Source organism: Spirillospora sp. NPDC047418, assembly GCF_040643275.1.
In the GTDB taxonomy this organism is placed as follows: domain Bacteria; phylum Actinomycetota; class Actinomycetes; order Streptosporangiales; family Streptosporangiaceae; genus Spirillospora.
Genome location: NZ_JBEYTW010000033.1, coordinates 36,554 through 55,975, shown reverse-complemented (window position 1 = coordinate 55,975; position 19,422 = coordinate 36,554). Strand labels below are relative to the sequence as shown.

Annotated in this window: 13 protein-coding genes and 1 riboswitch; of the genes, 2 read left to right on the top strand and 11 right to left on the bottom strand. The window is 72.4% G+C overall.

From position 1 onward, the window contains the following. Window positions 1-57 precede the first annotated feature (57 nt). Window positions 58-1,911: a translational GTPase TypA gene (gene typA / locus ABZ806_RS21605; protein WP_500219127.1), complete on the bottom strand. Its 1,854-nt coding sequence runs from the start codon at window positions 1,909-1,911 to the stop codon at window positions 58-60. A gap of 202 nt (window positions 1,912-2,113) precedes the next feature. Beyond that, window positions 2,114-2,262, top strand: a riboswitch (cyclic di-AMP (ydaO/yuaA leader). A 7-nt stretch (window positions 2,263-2,269) separates the two neighbouring features. On the opposite strand from typA, the gene ABZ806_RS21600 reads away from it, so the two are divergent. Continuing rightward, on the top strand, window positions 2,270-3,289 hold the full coding sequence (locus ABZ806_RS21600) for a C40 family peptidase (RefSeq protein WP_500219126.1): 1,020 nt from the start codon (window positions 2,270-2,272) through the stop codon (window positions 3,287-3,289). A gap of 309 nt (window positions 3,290-3,598) precedes the next feature. Here ABZ806_RS21600 and ABZ806_RS21595 read toward each other — a convergent pair whose 3' ends face one another. From ABZ806_RS21595 to ychF, 10 genes are all read right to left on the bottom strand, one after another. Next, the gene (locus ABZ806_RS21595) at window positions 3,599-3,985 is read right to left on the bottom strand and encodes a (deoxy)nucleoside triphosphate pyrophosphohydrolase (RefSeq protein ID WP_500219154.1); all 387 of its coding nucleotides are present in this window, start codon (window positions 3,983-3,985) and stop codon (window positions 3,599-3,601) included. 5 nt (window positions 3,986-3,990) lie between these two features. After that, window positions 3,991-4,779 (bottom strand): Mut7-C RNAse domain-containing protein, encoded by a 789-nt coding sequence (locus ABZ806_RS21590; protein WP_500219125.1) that lies wholly within the window; start codon window positions 4,777-4,779, stop codon window positions 3,991-3,993. 61 nt (window positions 4,780-4,840) lie between these two features. Next, entirely contained in the window at window positions 4,841-5,902 is a 1,062-nt protein-coding gene (locus ABZ806_RS21585; protein WP_500219124.1) for a C40 family peptidase, read from the bottom strand. Next, window positions 5,899-6,537 (bottom strand): hypothetical protein, encoded by a 639-nt coding sequence (locus ABZ806_RS21580; protein WP_500219123.1) that lies wholly within the window; start codon window positions 6,535-6,537, stop codon window positions 5,899-5,901. Before ABZ806_RS21580 ends, ABZ806_RS21585 begins: the two co-directional genes overlap by 4 nt. After that, on the bottom strand, window positions 6,534-9,008 hold the full coding sequence (locus ABZ806_RS21575) for a type IV secretion system protein (protein ID WP_500219122.1): 2,475 nt from the start codon (window positions 9,006-9,008) through the stop codon (window positions 6,534-6,536). Before ABZ806_RS21575 ends, ABZ806_RS21580 begins: the two co-directional genes overlap by 4 nt. Then, the gene (locus ABZ806_RS21570; protein WP_500219121.1) at window positions 9,005-11,494 is read right to left on the bottom strand and encodes an ATP-binding protein; all 2,490 of its coding nucleotides are present in this window, start codon (window positions 11,492-11,494) and stop codon (window positions 9,005-9,007) included. The genes ABZ806_RS21575 and ABZ806_RS21570 overlap by 4 nt, the downstream gene beginning before the upstream one ends. A 214-nt stretch (window positions 11,495-11,708) precedes the next feature. Continuing rightward, window positions 11,709-14,840 carry a TcpE family conjugal transfer membrane protein gene (locus ABZ806_RS21565; RefSeq protein WP_500219120.1) on the bottom strand — a complete coding sequence of 1,044 codons (3,132 nt, stop codon included), beginning with the start codon at window positions 14,838-14,840 and terminating at the stop codon, window positions 11,709-11,711. A gap of 32 nt (window positions 14,841-14,872) precedes the next feature. Next, the gene (locus ABZ806_RS21560; RefSeq protein WP_131943116.1) at window positions 14,873-15,151 is read right to left on the bottom strand and encodes a hypothetical protein; all 279 of its coding nucleotides are present in this window, start codon (window positions 15,149-15,151) and stop codon (window positions 14,873-14,875) included. 60 nt (window positions 15,152-15,211) lie between these two features. Continuing rightward, the gene (locus tag ABZ806_RS21555) at window positions 15,212-16,231 is read right to left on the bottom strand and encodes a conjugal transfer protein (RefSeq protein WP_500219119.1); all 1,020 of its coding nucleotides are present in this window, start codon (window positions 16,229-16,231) and stop codon (window positions 15,212-15,214) included. Between the two features lie 476 nt (window positions 16,232-16,707). Then, complete coding sequence (ychF, locus tag ABZ806_RS21550; RefSeq protein ID WP_500219118.1) at window positions 16,708-17,799, bottom strand: redox-regulated ATPase YchF; 1,092 nt, start codon at window positions 17,797-17,799, stop codon at window positions 16,708-16,710. A gap of 176 nt (window positions 17,800-17,975) precedes the next feature. Here ychF and ABZ806_RS21545 point away from each other — a divergent pair, with 176 nt between their 5' ends. Next, window positions 17,976-19,379 carry a DNA recombination protein RmuC gene (locus ABZ806_RS21545; RefSeq protein WP_500219117.1) on the top strand — a complete coding sequence of 468 codons (1,404 nt, stop codon included), beginning with the start codon at window positions 17,976-17,978 and terminating at the stop codon, window positions 19,377-19,379. The last annotated feature ends 43 nt before the right edge of the window (window positions 19,380-19,422 follow it).

Below are 19,422 nucleotides of genomic sequence, written 5' to 3'. Positions count from 1 at the left end.
GCGGCCCCGCGGTTCCGAGAACCGCGGGGCCGCCTCTTTCACGCGGCGGCGGGGCCGTTACCCGGCGCGCTTGGTGCGGGCGCGCGTGCGCTCGCGCTCCTTGGCGTCCAGCACGACCTTGCGGATGCGGACGTTCCCGGGCGTCACCTCGACGCACTCGTCCTCGCGGCAGAACTCCAGCGCCTCCTCCAGCGACAGGAGGCGCGCCGGGGTGAGCCGCTCCAGCTCGTCGCCGGTGGACGACCGCATGTTCGTGAGCTTCTTCTCCTTGGTGATGTTGACGTCCATGTCGTCGGCGCGGGAGTTCTCCCCGACGATCATGCCCTCGTACACCTCGGTGGTCGGCCCGACGAAGAACGTGCCGCGCTCCTGCAGGTTCGTGATCGCGTACGCGGTCGCGACACCGGACCGGTCGGCGACCAGCGAGCCCGACGGCCGGGTGCGCAGCTCGCCGAACCAGGGCTCGTAGACCTCGAAGACGTGGTGCGCCATGCCGGTGCCGCGCGTCTCGGTCATGAACTCGGTGCGGAACCCGATCAGGCCGCGGGCCGGGACGAGGAACTCCATCCGGACCCAGCCGGTGCCGTGGTTCGTCATGTGCTCCATGCGGCCCTTGCGGACCGCCATCAGCTGCGTGACGGCGCCGAGGTGCTCCTCGGGGATGTCGACGGTGAGCCGCTCGACCGGCTCGTGCTTCTTGCCGTCGATGGTCTTCGCGACGACCTGCGGCTTGCCGACGGTCAGCTCGTAGCCCTCGCGGCGCATGTTCTCGACGAGGATCGCGAGGGCCAGCTCGCCGCGGCCCTGCACCTCCCAGGCGTCCGGGCGCTCGGTCGGCAGCACCTTGATCGACACGTTGCCGACCAGCTCGCGGTCGATCCGGTCCTTGACCATGCGGGCGGTGACCTTGGTGCCCTTCTCGCGGCCCGCCATCGGCCCGGTGTTGGTGCCGATCGTCATCGAGATCGCGGGCTCGTCCACCGTGATCAGCGGCAGCGGGCGCGGGTCGTCGGGGTCGGCGATGGTGTCGCCGATCATGATGTCCGGGATGCCGGCGATGGCGATGATGTCGCCCGGGCCCGCGTCGTCGGCGGGCTTGCGGGTGAGCGCGTCCGTCATCAGCAGCTCGGTGATCTTCACCTTCTCGATGCTGCCGTCGTGCCGGCACCAGGCGACCGGCTGGCCCTTCTTGATCGTCCCGGCGCGCACCCGGCACAGCGCGATCCGGCCGAGGTAGCTGGAGGCGTCCAGGTTCGTCACGTGCGCCTGCAGCGGCGCGTCCGGGTCGTAGGACGGCGCCGGGATCGTGTCGGTGATGACCGTGAACAGCGGCTCCAGGTCGGCCGAGTCCGGCATCTCCCCGTCCGCGGGCTTGTCGAGCGAGGCCCGCCCGGCCCGGCCGGAGGCGTACACGATCGGGAAGTCGATCTGCTCCTCGTCGGCGTCGAGGTCGATGAACAACTCGTACGTCTCGTCCACGACCTCGTCGATGCGGGCGTCGGGACGGTCGGTCTTGTTCACGACCAGGATCACCGGCAGCTTCGCCTCGAGCGCCTTGCGCAGCACGAACCGGGTCTGCGGGAGCGGGCCCTCGCTGGCGTCCACCAGCAGGACGACGCCGTCCACCATGGACAGCCCGCGCTCGACCTCGCCGCCGAAGTCGGCGTGGCCGGGCGTGTCGATGATGTTGATCGTCAGCCCGTTGTGCCGGACGGCCGTGTTCTTCGCGAGAATCGTGATGCCCTTCTCGCGCTCCAGGTCGTTGGAGTCCATGACGCGGTCGTCGACGTCCTGGTTCTCGCGGAAGGCCCCGGACTGCCAGAGCATGGCGTCGACCAGCGTCGTCTTTCCGTGGTCGACGTGGGCGACGATCGCTACGTTACGGAGGTCGTCGCGCGTGGAGATGGGCATGCGGGTTACCTTGTGTGAGATTTCAGGGAGACGCCGCAGAACCACGGCAGCACTCCATTCTACGCGCCGCCGCGCGCCGCCCATCCCGAGCGCGTCCGTCACACCCGTCAGCGGGCTTCACACGGGCCCCGATTCGCGTACTTTGCCGATCCTTTGTAATCTTCCCGAGATCCGGTCGTCCGAAGCCCCACCCCCCGGGGCTGCGTCCGGAACGCCGAATCTCCCGCACGCCGGGAGAACCGGGGACCCACCTCCCTGGGGTGAATCGGCGCCCGCCGCGAGCGCGCGCCGTAGGGCGACTCCTGGCCCGAACCCGTCAGCTAACCCGGTAGGCGCGCGAGGAGAGGAGAACACCGGCTTGGCACCGGACCCCCACCGGCGGCGCCGCGTCGCGCCCGCCGCCACCGCGGCCACCATGCTCCTGATCGGCCTCGGCGCCACCGCGCCCGTCGCCGCGCACGCCGCCGGACCGTTCGCGCTCACCGCGGCCGCGACCGCGCCGACCCCCACCCCGACCACGGAGCAGGGCCTGCGCAAGAGCCTCGACGCGCTGAACGAAGAGGCCGAGATCCTCACCGAGAAGTTCAACAAGGCGCGGGTGGACTGGAAGGCTGCGCAGAAGGCCCAGCGGGACGCCACCAGGGCGGCGGAGACACTGCGCGCCCAGGCCGGCCCGGCCCGCGAGCAGCTCGGGCGGATGGCCGCCGCCACCTACATGGCCGGCGCCCCCGACGCGATCTTCGGTGCCGACGGCTCCCCGGAGGGGCTGTCCGAGCGCGCCTACCTCACCCAGAACCAGGCCGCCGCCGTCCAGGCCCTGAAGAAGCAGATCGACCGGGCCGAGGCCGCGCAGCGCACCGCCGAGGCCAAGACCGCGCAGGTCCAGAAGGCCTGGGAGGACGCCAAGAAGGCGCGCGCGGACGCCAAGGCCAAGGTCACCGAGGTGATGAAGCGCCTCGACAAGCTGACCACCACGAGCGCCCGCGACCCCCGCACCGGCCTCAGCGCGACGATCAAGGGCTCCGGCCTGCCCGCCAAGATGGCCCGCAAGGCGTACGGCAAGATCGGCTCCCCGTACGTGTGGGCCGCCGCCGGCCCGAGCAGCTTCGACTGCTCCGGCCTCGTCGTCTGGGCCTACGCCCAGGTCGGCAGGTCCGGCCTCCCGCACTACACCGGCGACCTGTACCAGCTCGGCACGAAGGTGTCCCGCGGCGCGCTCCGCTCCGGCGACCTGGTCTACTTCGGCGGCAACCTCCACCACATGGGCATCTACCTCAGCGACGGCAAGTACCTGCACGCCCCGCAGACCGGCGACGTGGTGAAGATCTCCAAGCTCTCCGACCGCTCCGACTACGCGGGCGCCAACCGCATCTCCTGACCGGCCCTCCCACGCGGCCCCTCGATCGTCGGGGGCTTCCTGCGGCGCGGTAGGAAGCCCCCGGCGTTTTTTTGGTATTTTTCTCCTCCTTCGGGCCTGGCGGCCCTCCATCGTCGAAGAACACGTGCGATCGCTGCATCGCATCCGACTCGCCTGGCGGCTCGCTGCGCGATCAGGTTCTCGCTCCGCTCGAACCTGCCTTCGGTCGCGATCGCGACGCTTGGGTCGTTGCGTGGTTGCTGCGCCGGTTGATGTCGTTGGACACGCCGGCCCGCCCGTTCCGGGCTCCGGTCGTGGGCGTCTGGGGGGCTAGGTCAGGCCCTCTTGGGCGAGTTGGTCTATGACGGGGCGGTCGCCGGGGAGCCAGGCGACCTCGTAGAGCTCGTGCGGGGCCAGCCAGCGTAGGGCCAGGTGTTCCAGGGGCCGGGGTTCTCCCTCGATGATCTCGGCCGTCCAGATGCGGAGGACCGCCTTCTCGCTCAGGCGCCAGTCGCCGCCGACGCGGCGGCGCAGCCGGACCTTGATCGCCAGTTCCTCGTGGCACTCGCGGACCAGGGCGTCCTCGTCCGACTCGCCCGGATCGACCTTTCCGCCCGGCAGCTCCCAGCCGCCCGCCATGTGCGGCGGCTCGGCCCGCTGCGCGCTGAGCAGCCGTCCGTCCGCGATGATCGCCGCACCCACGACCACGAGATCGATCGCGATCAGCCCCTCTCCGTCACGGCGGCCCGCGGGCCGCGCTCGCCCCGTGCGGCGTCGGCCAGCCGCGTCGCGTCCTGGACGATCTCCTCCAGATGGCCGCCGTGCGCGCCGCGCCAGTAGACCTGCCCGCAGTCGGCGCAGCGGCCGTAGACGTCGTAGTTGCGGCGCGTCCCCGCCTCCAGGCGGCTCTCGACCTCGCTCTTGTCGACCGGGACCAGCTCGCCGTTGCAGGCCGTGCAGCGGGTCCACGGGTGCAGGACGGGCGCGAACCGGTCGAGCAGGTCGCGGAGCTGGTCGTCCGGCCGGGAGCCGCGGACGTAGGCGCCGAACCACAGCGCCCGGCGCCGCAGGAGGCCGCGGTCCTGGGTGAGCAGGACGCGGCGCTCCGCGTTGGCCTGGACGACGAGCGCCGGGTCGTCCATGTCGTTGTGGTAGGCCGTGTCCAGGCCGAGGAGGCGCATGCGCCGCGCCAGGGTGCCGAGGTGGACGTCCAGCAGGAAGCGCGGCGCGTCCCGGCCCGGGTCGAGCGGGACGGCCTGGGGGCGCGGCACCGCCGCCACCTGCGCCTCGTCGCCCGCCTCCGGGCGGACGGACGGTTCGACGCGGGCGCCGCCGATCGTCATCGGACCGGCCTCGGGCAGCGGCACGCCGAGCGACTCCACGAGATGCCCGAGCGTGGACGTCCCGTCGCACGGCACCCGGTTCACGGCCTCCCGCCGGGTCGCGGGCAGGAACATCAGCAGTTCGCCGGCCACGCGGATCGTCATCTCGGACTCCACGCTGATCAGCATGCCACGTCACTCCGACGTTCCCCGACGCGTCGACGGCGGGTCCGGCGTACTCCCCCGCGGCTCAGGAGCGGCGGGCGGCCAGTTCGCCGACCTTCTTCTTGAAGTCGGGGCGCGCGAGCGGGCGGGTCACGCCGACCCAGTCCGACCGCTTGTAGGTCTTCACGCCGATCGCGGGCACGCACGTCGAGCAGGACGCCACGATCATCTTGCCCTTGCCGATGACCATCCCGACATGGCCCGGATTGTCCGAAGACGTTCCCGGGCCGGAGTTGAAGAACACCAGGTCGCCGGGCTGCTCCTTGCCCTTGGCGATCTTCTCGCCGAAGGGCCACTGCTGGAACGTCGTCCGCGGGAGGTTCAGGCCGACCTGCCGGTAGGCGGCCTGGATGAGGCTGGAGCAGTCCCACGCGTCCGGGCCGTTCGCACCGAAAACGTACGGCTTGCCGCGCTGCGCCATCGCGAACTGGATGATCTGCTCGACGAGGTCGCCGATGTTCGCGGGCAGCTCGTTGTCGTCGCAGTTGACGCCGTTCGCCTGGACGACCTTGAACTCGCCGCCGGCATAGCGCTTCGCCCAGTCGAGGACGAGGTCGACGTAGTCCGACGAGTGGTTGTACTGGAAGATCGCCGTCTTCATCCGCTGCGGGGCGCCGTTGTGCTTGAGGTAGGCGGCCGCCGAGGGGATCGCGTCCGCCGGGTCGTAGCGGTCCTTCTTGCCGTCCTTGTTCCCGTCGACGCCGAACGACGTGAACGTCGCGGCGAGGAACTGCATCGGGCCGCCCGCGCCCGCGTAGTTCTCCCCGCTGCCGACGCCGGGGAGCGAGGACCGGCCGTGGTCGGTCTCGACCTTGCCGATGCCGGCCAGCACGTTCCACGGGATGCCGTACTTCTTGCCCGCCTCCTCGTACAGCTTCAGGTAGTTCGCGGGGACGGCCTTCGCGTCGTTCGCCGCGGCGGGCTGGGCGTCGGCGCCGGCGACGTCCACGCAGTTCCCGCCGCCGCCGATCCCGCCGCCGAACATGAACTGGCTCGCGCCGAACAGGATCGGGACGAACACCAGCGCGACGAACAGCGTCGCGGCCGCACCGAGGCCGCCCGCGAACAGCAACCGGCGCGGGCTCATCCGGTGTCACCCGCCTGGCCGGCGTCGGCGGGCGCGAACGAGTACACCTTCAGCGAGCCGCCGTCGCGCGCGACGGTCACCGCGTACTGCTTGCTGTCGGTAGTGTCCTTGCCGCCCTTGGTGAGCTGCTGCCGGCCCGTCACCAGGAAGATGACCGAGTTGTTCTCGATGGTGCGCACCTGGTCGACGGACGCCGAGCCCTGCGCGACGACCTGCTCGCGGCGGCGCTCCTCCACCAGGCCCGGCGTCGCGGCGTCGCCTCCGAGCTGCCGGGTCAGGTCGTCGGTGGCCAGGCCGGACAGGCGGCCCATGTAGGTCTCGGGGGTCTCGTCGTAGCGGTACGTCCCGTAGGCGGCGACGAACCGCTGGGCCATGTCCGCCGCCGTGGCGAACTCCTGCCGGGAGAACGGCAGCAGCCGGTAGATGTCGAAATCGCCCGGGTTCACGGCGTTCTGGATGCCGGGCGGCGGGGACTGCGGGCCCGGCGGGCCCGCCGTCGGCGTGGCGCTCGGCCTCGCCTCCCGGTCTTCGCCGCCGTGGTCGGGCGAGGCGACGGTCAGGTAGATGCCGACGACGGCGAGCACGACCACGAGCCCCGCGAACAGGAGCTTGCGCCGGCGGTCGTTCAGGTTCACCGGTCGTCCCCGCCGGACTCACCGGACGGACGGTCGACCGGGCGCAGCCAGAACGGGATCGGCGGGCTCTCCTCGGAGCCGCGCCGGCCCCACAGCGGCGGGGGCTGCCGCCGCCCGCCCGGGTTCTGCGCCGGCGGTGTCCCGTTCCCGCTGGACGAGCCGCCGCCGCCGGAACCGCCGCGCTGCCTGGGGACATTCGCCGCAGGCGACCCACCGCCGGAACCACCGCCGGAACCGCCGGAACCGCCGCTCGAGCCGCCTCCGGAGCGGCCTCGGCCGCGTTCCACCGAGCCGCCCGAGCGTCCGGCGCCGCCGAACCAGCCGCCGCCACCGCCGGACCCACCGCCGTTACCGCCACCGGAACCGCCCGAGCCGCCGCCGGAACCACCACCGCCGCTGACGCCGCCGCCGTTGCCGCCGCGTCCCGACCAGGTGGTCGGCCGGACGGTGCCCGCTCCCGGACCCGTGCCGGACGACGGCTTCCCGCCGCCGGCCGCGGCTCCAGCGCCCGCACCGCCGCCGCCCTTCGCCACCGAGACGCCGCCCGGCCGGTCGGCCGCCGTCCCGCCGTCCGTCCGCCCGTCGCCGCGCGCGCCCGCGCGGGTCGGCAGGTTCAGCGGCGGCGCGCCGCGCCTGGACCGTCCCCGTGAGGCCGCCACGGCACCGCCCGCGCCGCCCGCGCCGCGCGGCTTCGCCGCCAGCACCGGCGCCTCCTCCGGCGACGGGCCCTCGCCCGTCCCGGCGGCCGCCCGCCGGTCCGCGACGGCGACCGCGGTGCCGGGCGTGACATCGCCCTGCGCCGCTGGCGCCACGCCCTCGGACGCCGCCTCGCGCTTCGCCCACCGGGCCAGCCGGTACCCGGCGGCGCCCGGCACGACCGCGCCGGCGACCCCGGTGGTGCTCCGGCGCGCCTCCGCGACCGACTTGTTGAGCTGGGCCTCGCTCTTCTCCCGCGACCCGACCGCCGAGTAGCCGACGGCGGAGAACAGGTGCTGGAACGGCTTGCGATAGATGAACGCCGCGAACGTCACGAGCGCGATGAGCAGGACCTGGAGCCCCCACGGCAGCGTCTCACCGAGGATCAGGCTGTACGCCCACAGCAGCAGCGACAGCACACCGATCAGCGCCGCCTGTTTGAGCAGCATCGACAGCAGCAGTTCGAGCCATCGGACGGCGATGACCCGTCCGATGCCCGGATGTATCCCGATCCCGAGGAAGATCGGCCCCGCGACGAGCAGCAGCAGGAACGCGATCTTCACGACGATCAGCGCGATCGCGATGACCATGATGAGCAGCCCGGCGACCAGCGCCGCGAACAGGCCGCCGAACGCGACCGCCAGCCGGTTCTGCCAGTTCTTGCCCTGATACAGGGCATACGTCTGCGGGTAGTTGTCCTTGATGTTCTTCGTGACGTCCTTGTAGGCGTCGGCCTTCTTGCCGAGGTCGACCTTGTTGCCGCCGTAGGTCTCCGGCAGATCGACCGCCTGCGACCACAGCAGCTTGTCGGCGTTCTCCTTGACGATCTTGGCGTTGGGGTCGGTCGTGCCGAACTCGCCCTGCAGCCACGGCTTGCAGACCAGCGCCACCCACAGCCCGTTGGCGTTGCGGGTCGTCGCGTCCAGGTTCTGCGAGGTCGCCGGATCGGGCTTGCCGTCCGGCCTCGGTATGCACGTCCCGCCCTTGGTGTCGCTCTGCGGCAGCGCCGCGTTGAACGCGGCGCTCGTCGCCTCCGACGTCTTCGTCCCGAGCGTGGTGAAGTCGGCGGGGCGCGCGACCAGCCAGATGAGCGCCACCATCGCGGCGACCATCCAGATCACGCCCTCGGTGACCTTGCTCGCCCGCTTGCGGACCAGCCCCCACCAGGCGAGCCACATCGCGCCGAGGATGACCACCCACGACCAGTAGCGCGCGTTGAACGTCTTGCCGATGTTGCTGATGACGCCGTCGACGGTGTCCTTGAGCCAGCCGAGCAGCGAGTCCGACGCGGCGGCCTGGTAGACGCTGATCGTCGTCCGGTCGACCGTCCGGACGATCGTGAACGTCGTGTTGGCGAGGGCGTTGCCCATCAGCGCCATCGCGTCCGAGCAGTCCATGTCGACCGCGTACCAGGTCTGCCCGGCCATGCCGTAGCGGTCGTAGTACGTCAGCTGCTCGACGGAGGTCTTCTGCAGCTTCTCGTTCGGGTAGTCGGGCGGCTTGATCATGCCGTCCGTCCCGGACCCGTACGCCTCGGGGGCGGGGCTGTCGGCCGGCCGGCACGGGCTGTTCGGGGAGAACGGCCCCGCACTCGCCATCGGCGACAGGAGGACGACGAAGATCGCCGCCACCAGCATCACGAGGACCGAGCGGCGGGTGCGCGGACGCGGCCGGAGGCGCCGGCGGCGGCCTGGGCGGTCCAGGACCGCGCGGTCGAGCCCTTCGCCGGGCGAGCGCTGCAGGCGCGCGTTCGTCCGGTCGCGGGGACCCCTCATCGACTGACCTCCTCGACCTCGGCCCCCGGCACGGTGAGTTCGGACGCGCCCGGACGGGACCGGGTCGGGTTGGTGTCCAGCCAACGCTGCAGTTCCTCGGAGATCAGGTCGACGCCGATACGCCCCGCTCGGCCGTCGAGGTCACGGAAGATGCATTCGCCGTTGCCGAGGTTGCGCAGCACGGCCTTGTGCTCGTCGGACGCCTCGACGCCGAGCAGCGACATGACGTTGCCGACCTCGACCCGTTCGGTGGAACGGAACGAGAACACCGACGACAGGCAGTTCGTCACCTGTTCGTTCAGCAGGTCCCCCGCGTTCTGGGAGACCAAGATCAGGGCGGTGTTCCGGGATCGTCCCATGCGGGACACCTCCGGCACCAGCTTCGCGCCCTCGGGTGTCGAGGTGATCGCCCACGCCTCGTCCAGGAAGATCGCCTTGGGCACCCGGCGGTCGAGGCCGTGCATGAGCCGCCGCGCGAACTGCGACACCAGGTACATCAGCGCCACCGACAGCCGCTGCTCGTAGGAGTAGTCCTCCCGCGGGATCGTGACGTCGGGCAGGGTGAGGCCGCCGAGCGTGAACACGGTCGTCCAGCCCTGCGTGTCGATGCGCTCCCCGCCGGACGGGTCGAAGCACAGCCGCGCGAGCTTCATCTCCGACATCGAGCGGAGCACCGCGCCGAGGTTCTTGGACGCGGGGTCCTGCGACGCCTCCAGATGGTCGACGACCCGGCCGAGCGACGGCCGCTCCGCGTTGGCGACCGCGCCGACCGCCTGGATCATCGCGGACTCGCGCTCCTCCGACATCCGCGGCAGCAGCAGCCGCAGCGTCTCGGTCGCCATCGTCTTCATCGTGGCGAGGTCGTCGCCGAACGAGAACGGGTCGAGCAGGCCGGGCGCGGCCGACCCGAGCGGCAGGATGCGCGCCCTGCGCCCCCGCGACTTCAGCAGCTGGACGAGCGACTCGGCGTCCCCCTTCGGGTCGATCGCCGCGATCGTCACGCCGCGCAGCGCCATCTGGTAGATCAGCAGCAGCGCGAGCGTGGTCTTGCCGCCGCCCGGCTCCCCGGTGATCGCCACCGCGGTCGGACGGTTCCGGGCCGCCGCGACCAGCGGGTCGAAGTGCACGATGGACCGGGCCCGGCCGAGCGTCTCGCCGATGTAGGGGCCGATCCAGCCCTCCTGCTCGTCGTCCGGACGGTCGCCGAGGTCGACGGTCGCGATGGGCATGCCGCCCGCGATCGTCCGCAGCGGCTGCCGCTGCGCGTAGGCGTTCAGCCGGATCTGGTCGCCCGGCAGCGACTCCAGGAACAGCGAGAACTGGTCGCCGGTCGAGTTGACGACGTCGATGCCGATGTCGCGGTAGTGCTCCACGACCGCGTCCACCCGCCGGGCGAGCAGCTCCTCGGTCGGCGCGGACACGATCAGCCGGTGCCACCCGTACACGAACGGCAGCCGCTCCTTGGTGATGCCGTGCTCCAGCATCCGGGCGGCGTCGATCTGCTCCGCGAGCGCGATCGGCGCCTCCGCGCCCGCCTCCCGGATGTGCTGGTCCATGTCGCGGGCGTGCGCGAGTTTCCGCGAGACGTCCTTGGACGCCTTCGCCGGCGGGATCAGCTTCATCCGCGCGCTGATCTCCACCGGGAACGGAAGCGCGTCGGAGTAGTGGAGCCAGGGCTCGCCGTCCGGGAACGGCATCATGTCCGGGAACCGGGCGAACGACAGGTACGCGACATACGACTGGGCGGTGGCGCTGCCGCCCGCGCCCGTGAAGTTGGGCTGCTCGATCCGCAGGTAGGAGCGCCCGTTGTGGATGGCGCCCTCGACGAGCGACTCGATCTCGCCCTTGCCCCACGTCCTGCGCGCGACGGCGGACGGCGGCGGATCGGCCAGCGACCCCGTCACCGCGTGCTGGAACAGCCACGCCACCTCGGTCGAGGTGGCGTGCCGGGCGTAGAGGGCGGACCCGCCGAGCGCGCGCCCGACCCGTTCGGCCTGCTCCGTCCAGCGCGCGATCTCCTTCTTGTCGATCGCGTCGTCGTGCACGCCCAGCACGTTCTCGCTGCGCTTGTAGAAGCCCAGCATCTGCGACAGCACCCCGCCCGACAGGTGCGCGCCCATGCCGCGCGGCCCGAGCCGCACCCCGAGGTAGACCTCCTTGGTCCAGAAGTCCTTCGCCCAGACGTGCGCGTAGGTCTCCTCCAGGTACTCCCGCCACCCGGCGCCGCCGTCGGACGTCCGGTCCAGGGCGAGCGCCCATTCCGCGGCCGGGTACGTCCGGTGCGCGATCCGCAGGTGGACCTCGGCGTCCTGCATCCGGATGCCCGCGAGCGCGATCGTGATGTTGGTGGCGAGCGCCTCGCGCTCCTCACCGGTGGTGAACTCGTACGTCACCGTCGGCAGGCGGAAGTACGCCCAGGCGGCGTTGTCGGTGAACAGCACCCTGTCGTCGAAGTACCGGACGGCCAGCCGGCTGGACTTGCTCATGCCGTCCTCCCGCCGTCGGTTCCGACCGGTGCGCGCCGCCCGTCCCCGGCGGGCGTCCGGGGGTGGGCGGCGCTCATCGATTCTCCCGTCGGACGGGCGGCCGCGCAGGGCTGCCCGGGAGAGTCTTTGCGGTCCGGACGGTCATGAACGTCAGGCGCGTCCGCCAGGGACGCCGGGTTCACCGCGGTCTCCGCTCGATGCCCGCGAGGGGCGCTCATCGGGTGGCCTCCTGCTCCTGCTGAAGCTCCTGGTAACGCTCGGGCATGACGGTGAAGCCACCGGCGACCACACCGGCGAGGGCGAGATAGGCGCGCCGCGTCGGCGTCCGCAGCGATTTCAGCTCGTTGCGCGGGGCGCGGTCCATGCTCAGGTGATCATCCCACGGGATGCGCACCAGGGCCCGGCACCGCCCGCGCGCCACGGCCTCGGCCTGCTCGACGTCGTCCATGCTGCGGCGGCTCACCCCGTTGATGACGGTGACCGCGCGGGACCGCAGTTCCTCGTAGCCGTGGCCGTCCAGCCACTCGAACGTCATCGCGACGGCGCGCGGCGCGTCCGCGCTGGCCGGGGCGACCAGCACGATCTGGTCGGCGTAGGGCAGCACCCGCGCGACGACCGCGGCGGCCGCGTCCAGCAGCGTCACCGAGTAGAACCGGTCGATGGTCCGGATCGCCAGCGCGTAGTCCCGGTCGTCGAGCGCCTGCAGCGGGTTCTTGCCCGCCGCGATGACATCGAGCCCCGACTTGGCCTGCGACGTGTACCGCCTCATGGCCGTGAGGCTGCCGACCTGATCGGCGCGCGTGATGAGCCCGGTGAGCGTCTCGTTGGTGTCGCTGCGCGTCCGGCGCGCCAGCGCACCCGGCCCGGGGTTCACGTCGATCGCGACGACGGGCTCCCCGTTGTGCTGCGCGAACGTGTGCCCCAGCATCAGCGCGGTGACGGTCTGCCCGGCGCCTCCGGTGCACCCGAGCACGACCACGTGCCGCGTCCCGTGGAACGGCTGCTGGAGCCGCTGCTGGTACTCGGCGTCGACCTCGCCGTGCCCGCCGCCGACCGCGTGGATGAGCCGCCGCAGCCCGCCGCTCGTGACCTCGTGCTCGGGCCCCGGCGGGGTGATCGCGGGCCCGGACGGCGGCGGCGCGGGCGGCGGCGGCAGCGGACGCGGCCGGACGGGCGACGCCGGCTGCGACCGCACCTCCCTGGGCGGCGCCTGCTCCTCCACGGGCGGCGCGGGCTCGGGCACCGGAGTCGGCGGCGCGGGCGGCGCCGCGGCCCCCTCGGCCGCGGGCCGCATCGGCCTGGACAGCCCCTCCGACCACGGCTTGGGCGGCTCCCGGCGCGGCGCCGGCGGCTGCCCGCCCTGCGCCCCGAACGCCCCGGGCACCACCGGCACGTCCGGCCGCGTCGCGGGCGGCGGCGCCCACGGTGGCGGCACCGGCGGCCCGGCGACCCTCCTGTCCCCCGCCTCCCCGGAGGCCGCGCCTCCCGCCCCGGACACCGGAGGCACGGCGTTCCCGGCCGTCCGCTCAGTGGCCGGACGCTCAGCAGCCGGAACGCGCACCTGAGGCGTCGCCTCGCCCGGCCGCCGCCCTTCGCCCTGCTGCGACTCACCCTGCGCACCCACCGCCTTGCGTCCGGCAACCCGCACATCAGACGAGTCACCCACCCCCGGAACACGCCGCTCCCGCCCTGCCTCCGCAGGCCCGGACGCAGCGGCCGCAGGCTGCCCGGCCTGAGAACCAGGCGCGGACGCTTGACCGGCCCCCCGCACGTCGGGCGCGCCGCCGGGAGTCTGGGCGGTCGGCGGGGGCTGAGCGCTCACCTGCTGCGACCGCTCCCGAGCGTCCTGCTCCGCAGGCGCAGACGCAGCGGCCGCAGGCTGCCCGGCCTGAGAACCAGGCACGGACGCTTGACCGGCCACTCGCACGTCGGGCGCGTCGCCGGGAGTCTGGGCCGTCGGCGAAGACTGAGCGCTCACCTGCTGCGACCGCTCTCGGGCGTCCTGCTGCGCAGGCGCAGACGCGGCGGCCGCGGGCCGTTCGGCCGGAGAACCGGGCGCGGGCGCTTGTCCGGCCGCGCCCGCCTCGGGCGTGTTGCCGGGGGTCTGGGCGGTCGGTGGGGGCTGAGCGTTCGCCTGTTGCTGTTGCTCCGGCGGCGTGTCGGGACCCCTAGAAGCCGATGCTTGACCGGGCGCCCATACTACGGACGGGTCGCCGGCGGCTGGAGTACGCGGCTCCTGGGTGGCCTCAGCCGCAGTCGCGGGGGCCGGACGTTCGGTGCTCGCGGCAGGGGTGTGGGTGGGCGCCTCTTGAGAGCCCGGTGCGGGGGCTCGGCCGGCTACGCGCACGTCGGACGGGTCGGCGGGCTTCTGCGGGGTCGGTGGCCTCGCTGGTGTCGCCGGGCTGCCCGCCTGCTGGGGGCGGCTCGGCGCGGGGCCCGGAACCTGGGAGGGCGGAGCATGACCGGGTGCCTGCGCTGCGGACGGGTCGCCGGGGGGCTGGGCGGCGGGTGGGTTTGCCCATGCCGGCGGGGGCTGAGCGCTCGCCTGCCGCGGGTCGGCGGGGGCGTTGGCTATCTCCTCGGCGGCCCGGCGGATGGCGGCCGGGTTCTGCTGGGGGATGTCGGGGCGGGTGGCGGGGGCGGCCTGCCAGAACTCGGCGGGGGCGCCCGGGCGGCGGACGCCGGAGGCCAGGGCGCGCTTGCCGGAGCCCGCGGCGGTCTCCAGGCGGGGGGTCGCCGGGGGGCGTTCCGCCTCGGCGGGGACGGGCAGGACGTCGTCCTCGTGGGAGATGTCGCGGGTGCTGCGGCGCCAGGGCTTCGGCGGCGCCGCCGCGGCCTGGGCGGCGTAGTCGGCCAGGGGCGGCGGGGCCGCGGCCGCCGCGGGGCGGGGCAGGCGGGCCGGGAGGGGGGTCGGCGCGGGCTCCCGGCGGCGCTTGCGGTGGGCCTTGACGGCGGCGCGCTCCATCGCGGCGGGGGCCTCGGCGCGGCGCCACACGCGGGCGACGATCACCACTTCGCGGGGTTCGCGGATCGGGGTGAGGCGGCACCAGGTGCGCGGCTCGGCGAGGTAGCGGCTGTGCGAGAGCAGCAGTTCGGTGAGGCGCTTGCCCTCGATGACCGGCCGCGTCGCCATCCAGGTCAGGAAGCCCGGCGGGACGATGTAGAGGACGTGCCACGGCGACTCGAAGGGGATGCCGACGAGCCTGAGCAGGAGGATCCACGGCACGAACACGCCGAGGAACACGCCGATCTGGACGAGCGGCAGCGGCATCGGCAGCCGCAGGTCGTACAGCTTGTAGAGCCGCTTCTCGATGCGCCAGATGTTCGTGTACGTGGGTAGATCCACGCCCCTACTCCCCTAACTGCGCTCCCGGACGATCAGGAGACGTCCACACCGAGGGCCTTGGCGATCGCCTTGGCCGTCGTCTCGATGATGTTCGGCACGTAGAAGACCACTCCGATTCCGATCGCCAGCACGATGAATTGGACGAAGCGCGTGATCTCGCGGGTGAACAGGAAGAAGATCGCCACAATGGAGACGATCACGAGGAACAGCGGGCCGAATATCTGGCGGAGCCAGTCGGCGAGCTGGTCGGTCTTGAGTTCGTCGTCCGCCAGGATTTCGTACGGAATCGACGCCATGAGGTGTTGCAGCATCGACTGACTACCTTCCTTGGTCGGCGGATTCGGGGGTTGGACGGTTCAATTCGCGGCCTCTCATGACGTGTTCGGTTCCGTGGTGCCGCGAATGTCGCGCACGAGCCAGGTCGTGCCCTTCTTGACCATGGCGAGCTGGTAGGTCTGCTCCAGCTCACCGCCGCCGCCCCCGGCGAGCTGCCACACCACCGTCGCGGTGACGGTGCGCCCGCCGTCGGGGCCCTTCGGCGCGACGACCTCCTTGACCTGCACGAACGTGACCGAGTTGGCGAGACCGGCGATGGTCGTCCCGTCGGAGAACCGGGACAGGGCCTCCTGGTTGCCGGTCGCGTACTCCTGGAAGAAGGTGCCGAGGAAGGGCTTGAGCTCGTTCTCCAGCGCGGTGTCGCGGTCGTCGACGCCGCCCTGCGGGAGCTGGGCCTTGGTCGGCGGGGGAAGAAGTGCGGGACGGGCCGACACGACGAGGGAGCCGCTCGTGTCGGCGTACACGGGAACGGCGAGGCGCAGCCACCGGTCGGCGGTGCGGGCGAGCAGTGTCACGGTCGCGTTGTGGGCGTCCCGCGCGTCCACTCCGGCGACCTGGACGGACTGCACCTGCATCTTCCCGACGCTGTTCCAGCCGAATTGCGCGTCGGCGCCGTCGGGCAGGAAGGTGCGCAATTGCGCCTCGCGGGCGGGGGCGTTCTTCTGGTCGTAGTTCAGATAGACGTTGGCGAACTGGAGGGCGAACGCGCCCGCGGCGCTGCTGGGGAACGCGGCGCTCTTCGGCGGCTTGGCCGCGGTGGTGCCCCCGCCGCCGGACGAGTCGTCGGCGGTGAACCGCTCGAACGGGGCGCGGACGCCGTTGACGAGGACCACGATGATCAGCGCCCACAGCACGGCGCGGCCGGCCCACACCCACCAGCGGCCGCCGGAACCGCCCCAGCGGCCGCCGCGCGGGCCGCCGCGGCCGCGGGGCCCGGGGGGCTCGGGCAGGTCCCACGACGGGTCGGCGGAGGACGCGAGCGCCCGGCCGGGCGCCGCGGTCTCCTCGACTACGGCGGTGTCACGGCCGCGTCCCGCGGCCGACCTGCGAGCCATCCTGCCTCCGCTCGCGCCTCGCCCCCGGTCGGCGCGCTCCCGTGCTGCCTGTGCTGCCTGGTCGTGTTCCGGTGGCTTTTCCGAACCCACCTCGGGCCCAGGGTAACCACGGGCGTCAATTGTTCCAGCGCATCGCAGCGATGCACAGCCCCGGCGCGCGGTTGTGGATAATGCAATCCACCTCAGCAGGAACGGGGAGGATTGCCAAACGGTGACGATCCCCTATCCAAGGCTCCGAAGAGTGCGCAGGTCCAGGTTTCGGACAAGCGGCACGACTCGGTTGTTGCTTGGTGACCGGGTCGCGGCAACGGCCGCCGGTTGTTCCCGAAAGAAACCGACAATGTGTCACATTCGCGACATCTCACGCCAAAACGCCCAGCTCACTGACCCCATGGGTCCCGAAGCGACCCGCTGTTGCCAAAATCACACTGGTCACGGCCGTTGTCAGACCCCGGCAGGCCGGTCGCCGGGGGTCGTCAGACGTTGAAGCGGAACTCCACGACGTCGCCGTCCTGCATCACGTACTCCTTGCCCTCCATCCGGACCTTGCCGGCGGTCCGGGCGGCGGCCATGGAGCCGGCGTCGACGAGGTCGCCGAAGGAGACGATCTCGGCCTTGATGAAGCCGCGCTGGAAGTCGGTGTGGATGACGCCGGCGGCCTCCGGCGCGGTGGCGCCCCTGCGGATCGTCCAGGCCCGCGCCTCCTTGGGCCCGGCCGTCAGGTAGGTCTGCAGGCCGAGGGTGCCGAACCCGATCCGGACGAGCTGCGACAGGCCCGACTCCTCCTGGCCCATGCTCTGCAGCAGTTCGAGCGCCTCGTCGTCGGGCAGCTCGATCAGCTCCGCCTCGATCTTGGCGTCCAGGAAGATCGCCTCGGCGGGGGCGACCAGGTCGCGCAGGCGCGCGCGCAGCGCCTCGTCGGTCAGCTCGCCCTCGTCGAGGTTGAAGACGTAGAGGAACGGCTTGGCGGTGAGCAGGTGCAGCTCGCGCAGCAGCGCCAGGTCGATGCCGGCCTTGTCCGCGCCCGCGAAGAGCGTGACGCCGTCGTTCAGCAGCTTCTGCGCGGCGTTGACGGCGTCGACGACGGCGAGCTTGTCCTTGTCCTTCTTGGTGCGCGCCTCCTTGTCGAGGCGCGGCAGGGCCCGCTCGATCGTCTGGAGGTCGGCCAGGATCAGCTCGGTGTTGATCGTCTCGATGTCGCGGGACGGGGCGACGTCGCCGTCCACGTGCGTGACGTCCGGGTCCTCGAACGCGCGGATGACCTGGCAGATCGCGTTGGTCTCGCGGATGTTGGCGAGGAACTTGTTGCCGAGGCCCTGCCCCTCGGACGCGCCCTTGACGATGCCCGCGATGTCGAGGAACTCCATCGTCGCCGGGATGATCTTCTGCGAGCCGAAGATCTCCGCCAGCGCGTGCAGGCGCGGGTCGGGCACCCCGACCACGCCGACGTTGGGCTCGATGGTCGCGAACGGGTAGTTGGCGGCCAGCGCGTCGTTCTTGGTCAGCGCGTTGAACAGGGTGGACTTGCCGACGTTGGGCAGCCCGACGATTCCGATGGAGAGGCTCACGGCGGTCAAGTCTATGAGCGCGCGGGGACCCCTCGTACGCCGCGCGTGCCGCCGCGCGTGCTGCCGTGAAACCGCCGCGAAACTCCGTCCGTCCCGCCGGATGTCCGGAACGCGGCGTCCGCCGGGCATCGGCGCGTCGCGGTCGCGCTTCGCCGCCGCGCTGCCACGATGAGCGGATGGACCTCGCGCTCCTCGCCGGCCTGCTCCTCGGCGCCGTCTTCGGCGCCGTCGCCGGGTACGCGCTGGCGACGAGCAGGCAGGCGAGCAGGCACGGCGCGCTGATCGCGCGGGCGCGGGCGGCCGAGGAGAAGCTCGCCTACGCCGAAGACCGGATGGCCGAGCACTTCGAGAGCCTGTCCGCGAAGGCGCTGGACGCGAGCAACCAGCGGTTCCTGGAGCTGGCGGACGCGCGGCTCAAGGCCGCCGGGGTCGAGGCGGCGGGCGAGCTGCAGCGCCGCGAGCAGGCCGTCGAGCACCTGGTCGCGCCGCTCAAGGAGACCCTCGCCAAGGTCGAGGAGCAGCTCCGCGAGGTGGAGACGGGCCGCCGCGAGTCGCACGCGATGCTGGCCAGGCAGGTCGAGTTCGTCCGGCAGAGCTCCGACCAGCTGCGCCGCGAGACCCAGTCGCTCGTCCGGGCGCTGCAGCGGCCCGAGGCGCGGGGACGCTGGGGCGAGCTGCAGCTGCGCCGGGTGGTGGAGCTGGCGGGCATGACGCACCACTGCGACTTCGACGAGCAGGCGAGCGCCGTCACGGCCGACGGCACGGTGCGTCCCGACATGGTGGTGCGGCTGACCGGCGGCAAGAGCATCGTGGTCGACTCCAAAGTCTCCCTGGCCGCCTACCTGCAGGCCGCCGAGAGCGGCGATCCGGTGCGGCTGGACGCGCACGCACGCCATCTGCGCGACCACGTCGACCGCCTGGCGGCCAAGTCGTACTGGCAGGCGTTCAGCCCCGCGCCGGAGTTCGTGGTCCTGTTCATCCCCGGCGAGGCGTTCCTCGCCCCGGCGCTCGACCGCGACCCCGGCCTGCTGGAGTACGCGATGCGCCGCCGGGTGCACATCGCCACGCCGACCACGCTCATCACCATGCTGCGGACGGCGTCCTACGCCTGGCAGCAGGCGGCCCTCTCGCGGAACGCCCGTGCGGTCTTCGAGCTGGGCAAGGAGCTGTACGAGCGGCTCGGCACGATGGGCCAGCACGTCGACGAACTGGGCCGCGCGCTCACCGGTGCCGTCAAGTCCTACAACCGGACGGTCGGCTCCCTGGAGACGCGCGTGCTCGTCAGTGCGCGCAAGCTGAACGAGCTGGGCGTGGTGGAGGACGGCCTGGAGGGCCCTCGTCCCGTCGAGGAGAGCCCCCGCGCGCTCTCCGCGGCCGAGCTCGCCGCGGAGGACCACCTCCCGGACGGCCTGCGAGACGGCCTCCGGGACGGCGGAGAGCTCCGGCCCGCACAAACCCCGGAAGCGGTAGGTTTCGACGCAGAGGCCATCCCCGAGCAGATCGACCGGCGCGACCGTCCCGAGCGGAGCGGACCGGGGAGTGCGGGGGATCCCTCCCCCACGGCGAAGGGGTGGCGATGAGTTCATCGACGGCACGCGGCGCGCCCGGCGGCGCCTCGCCGGC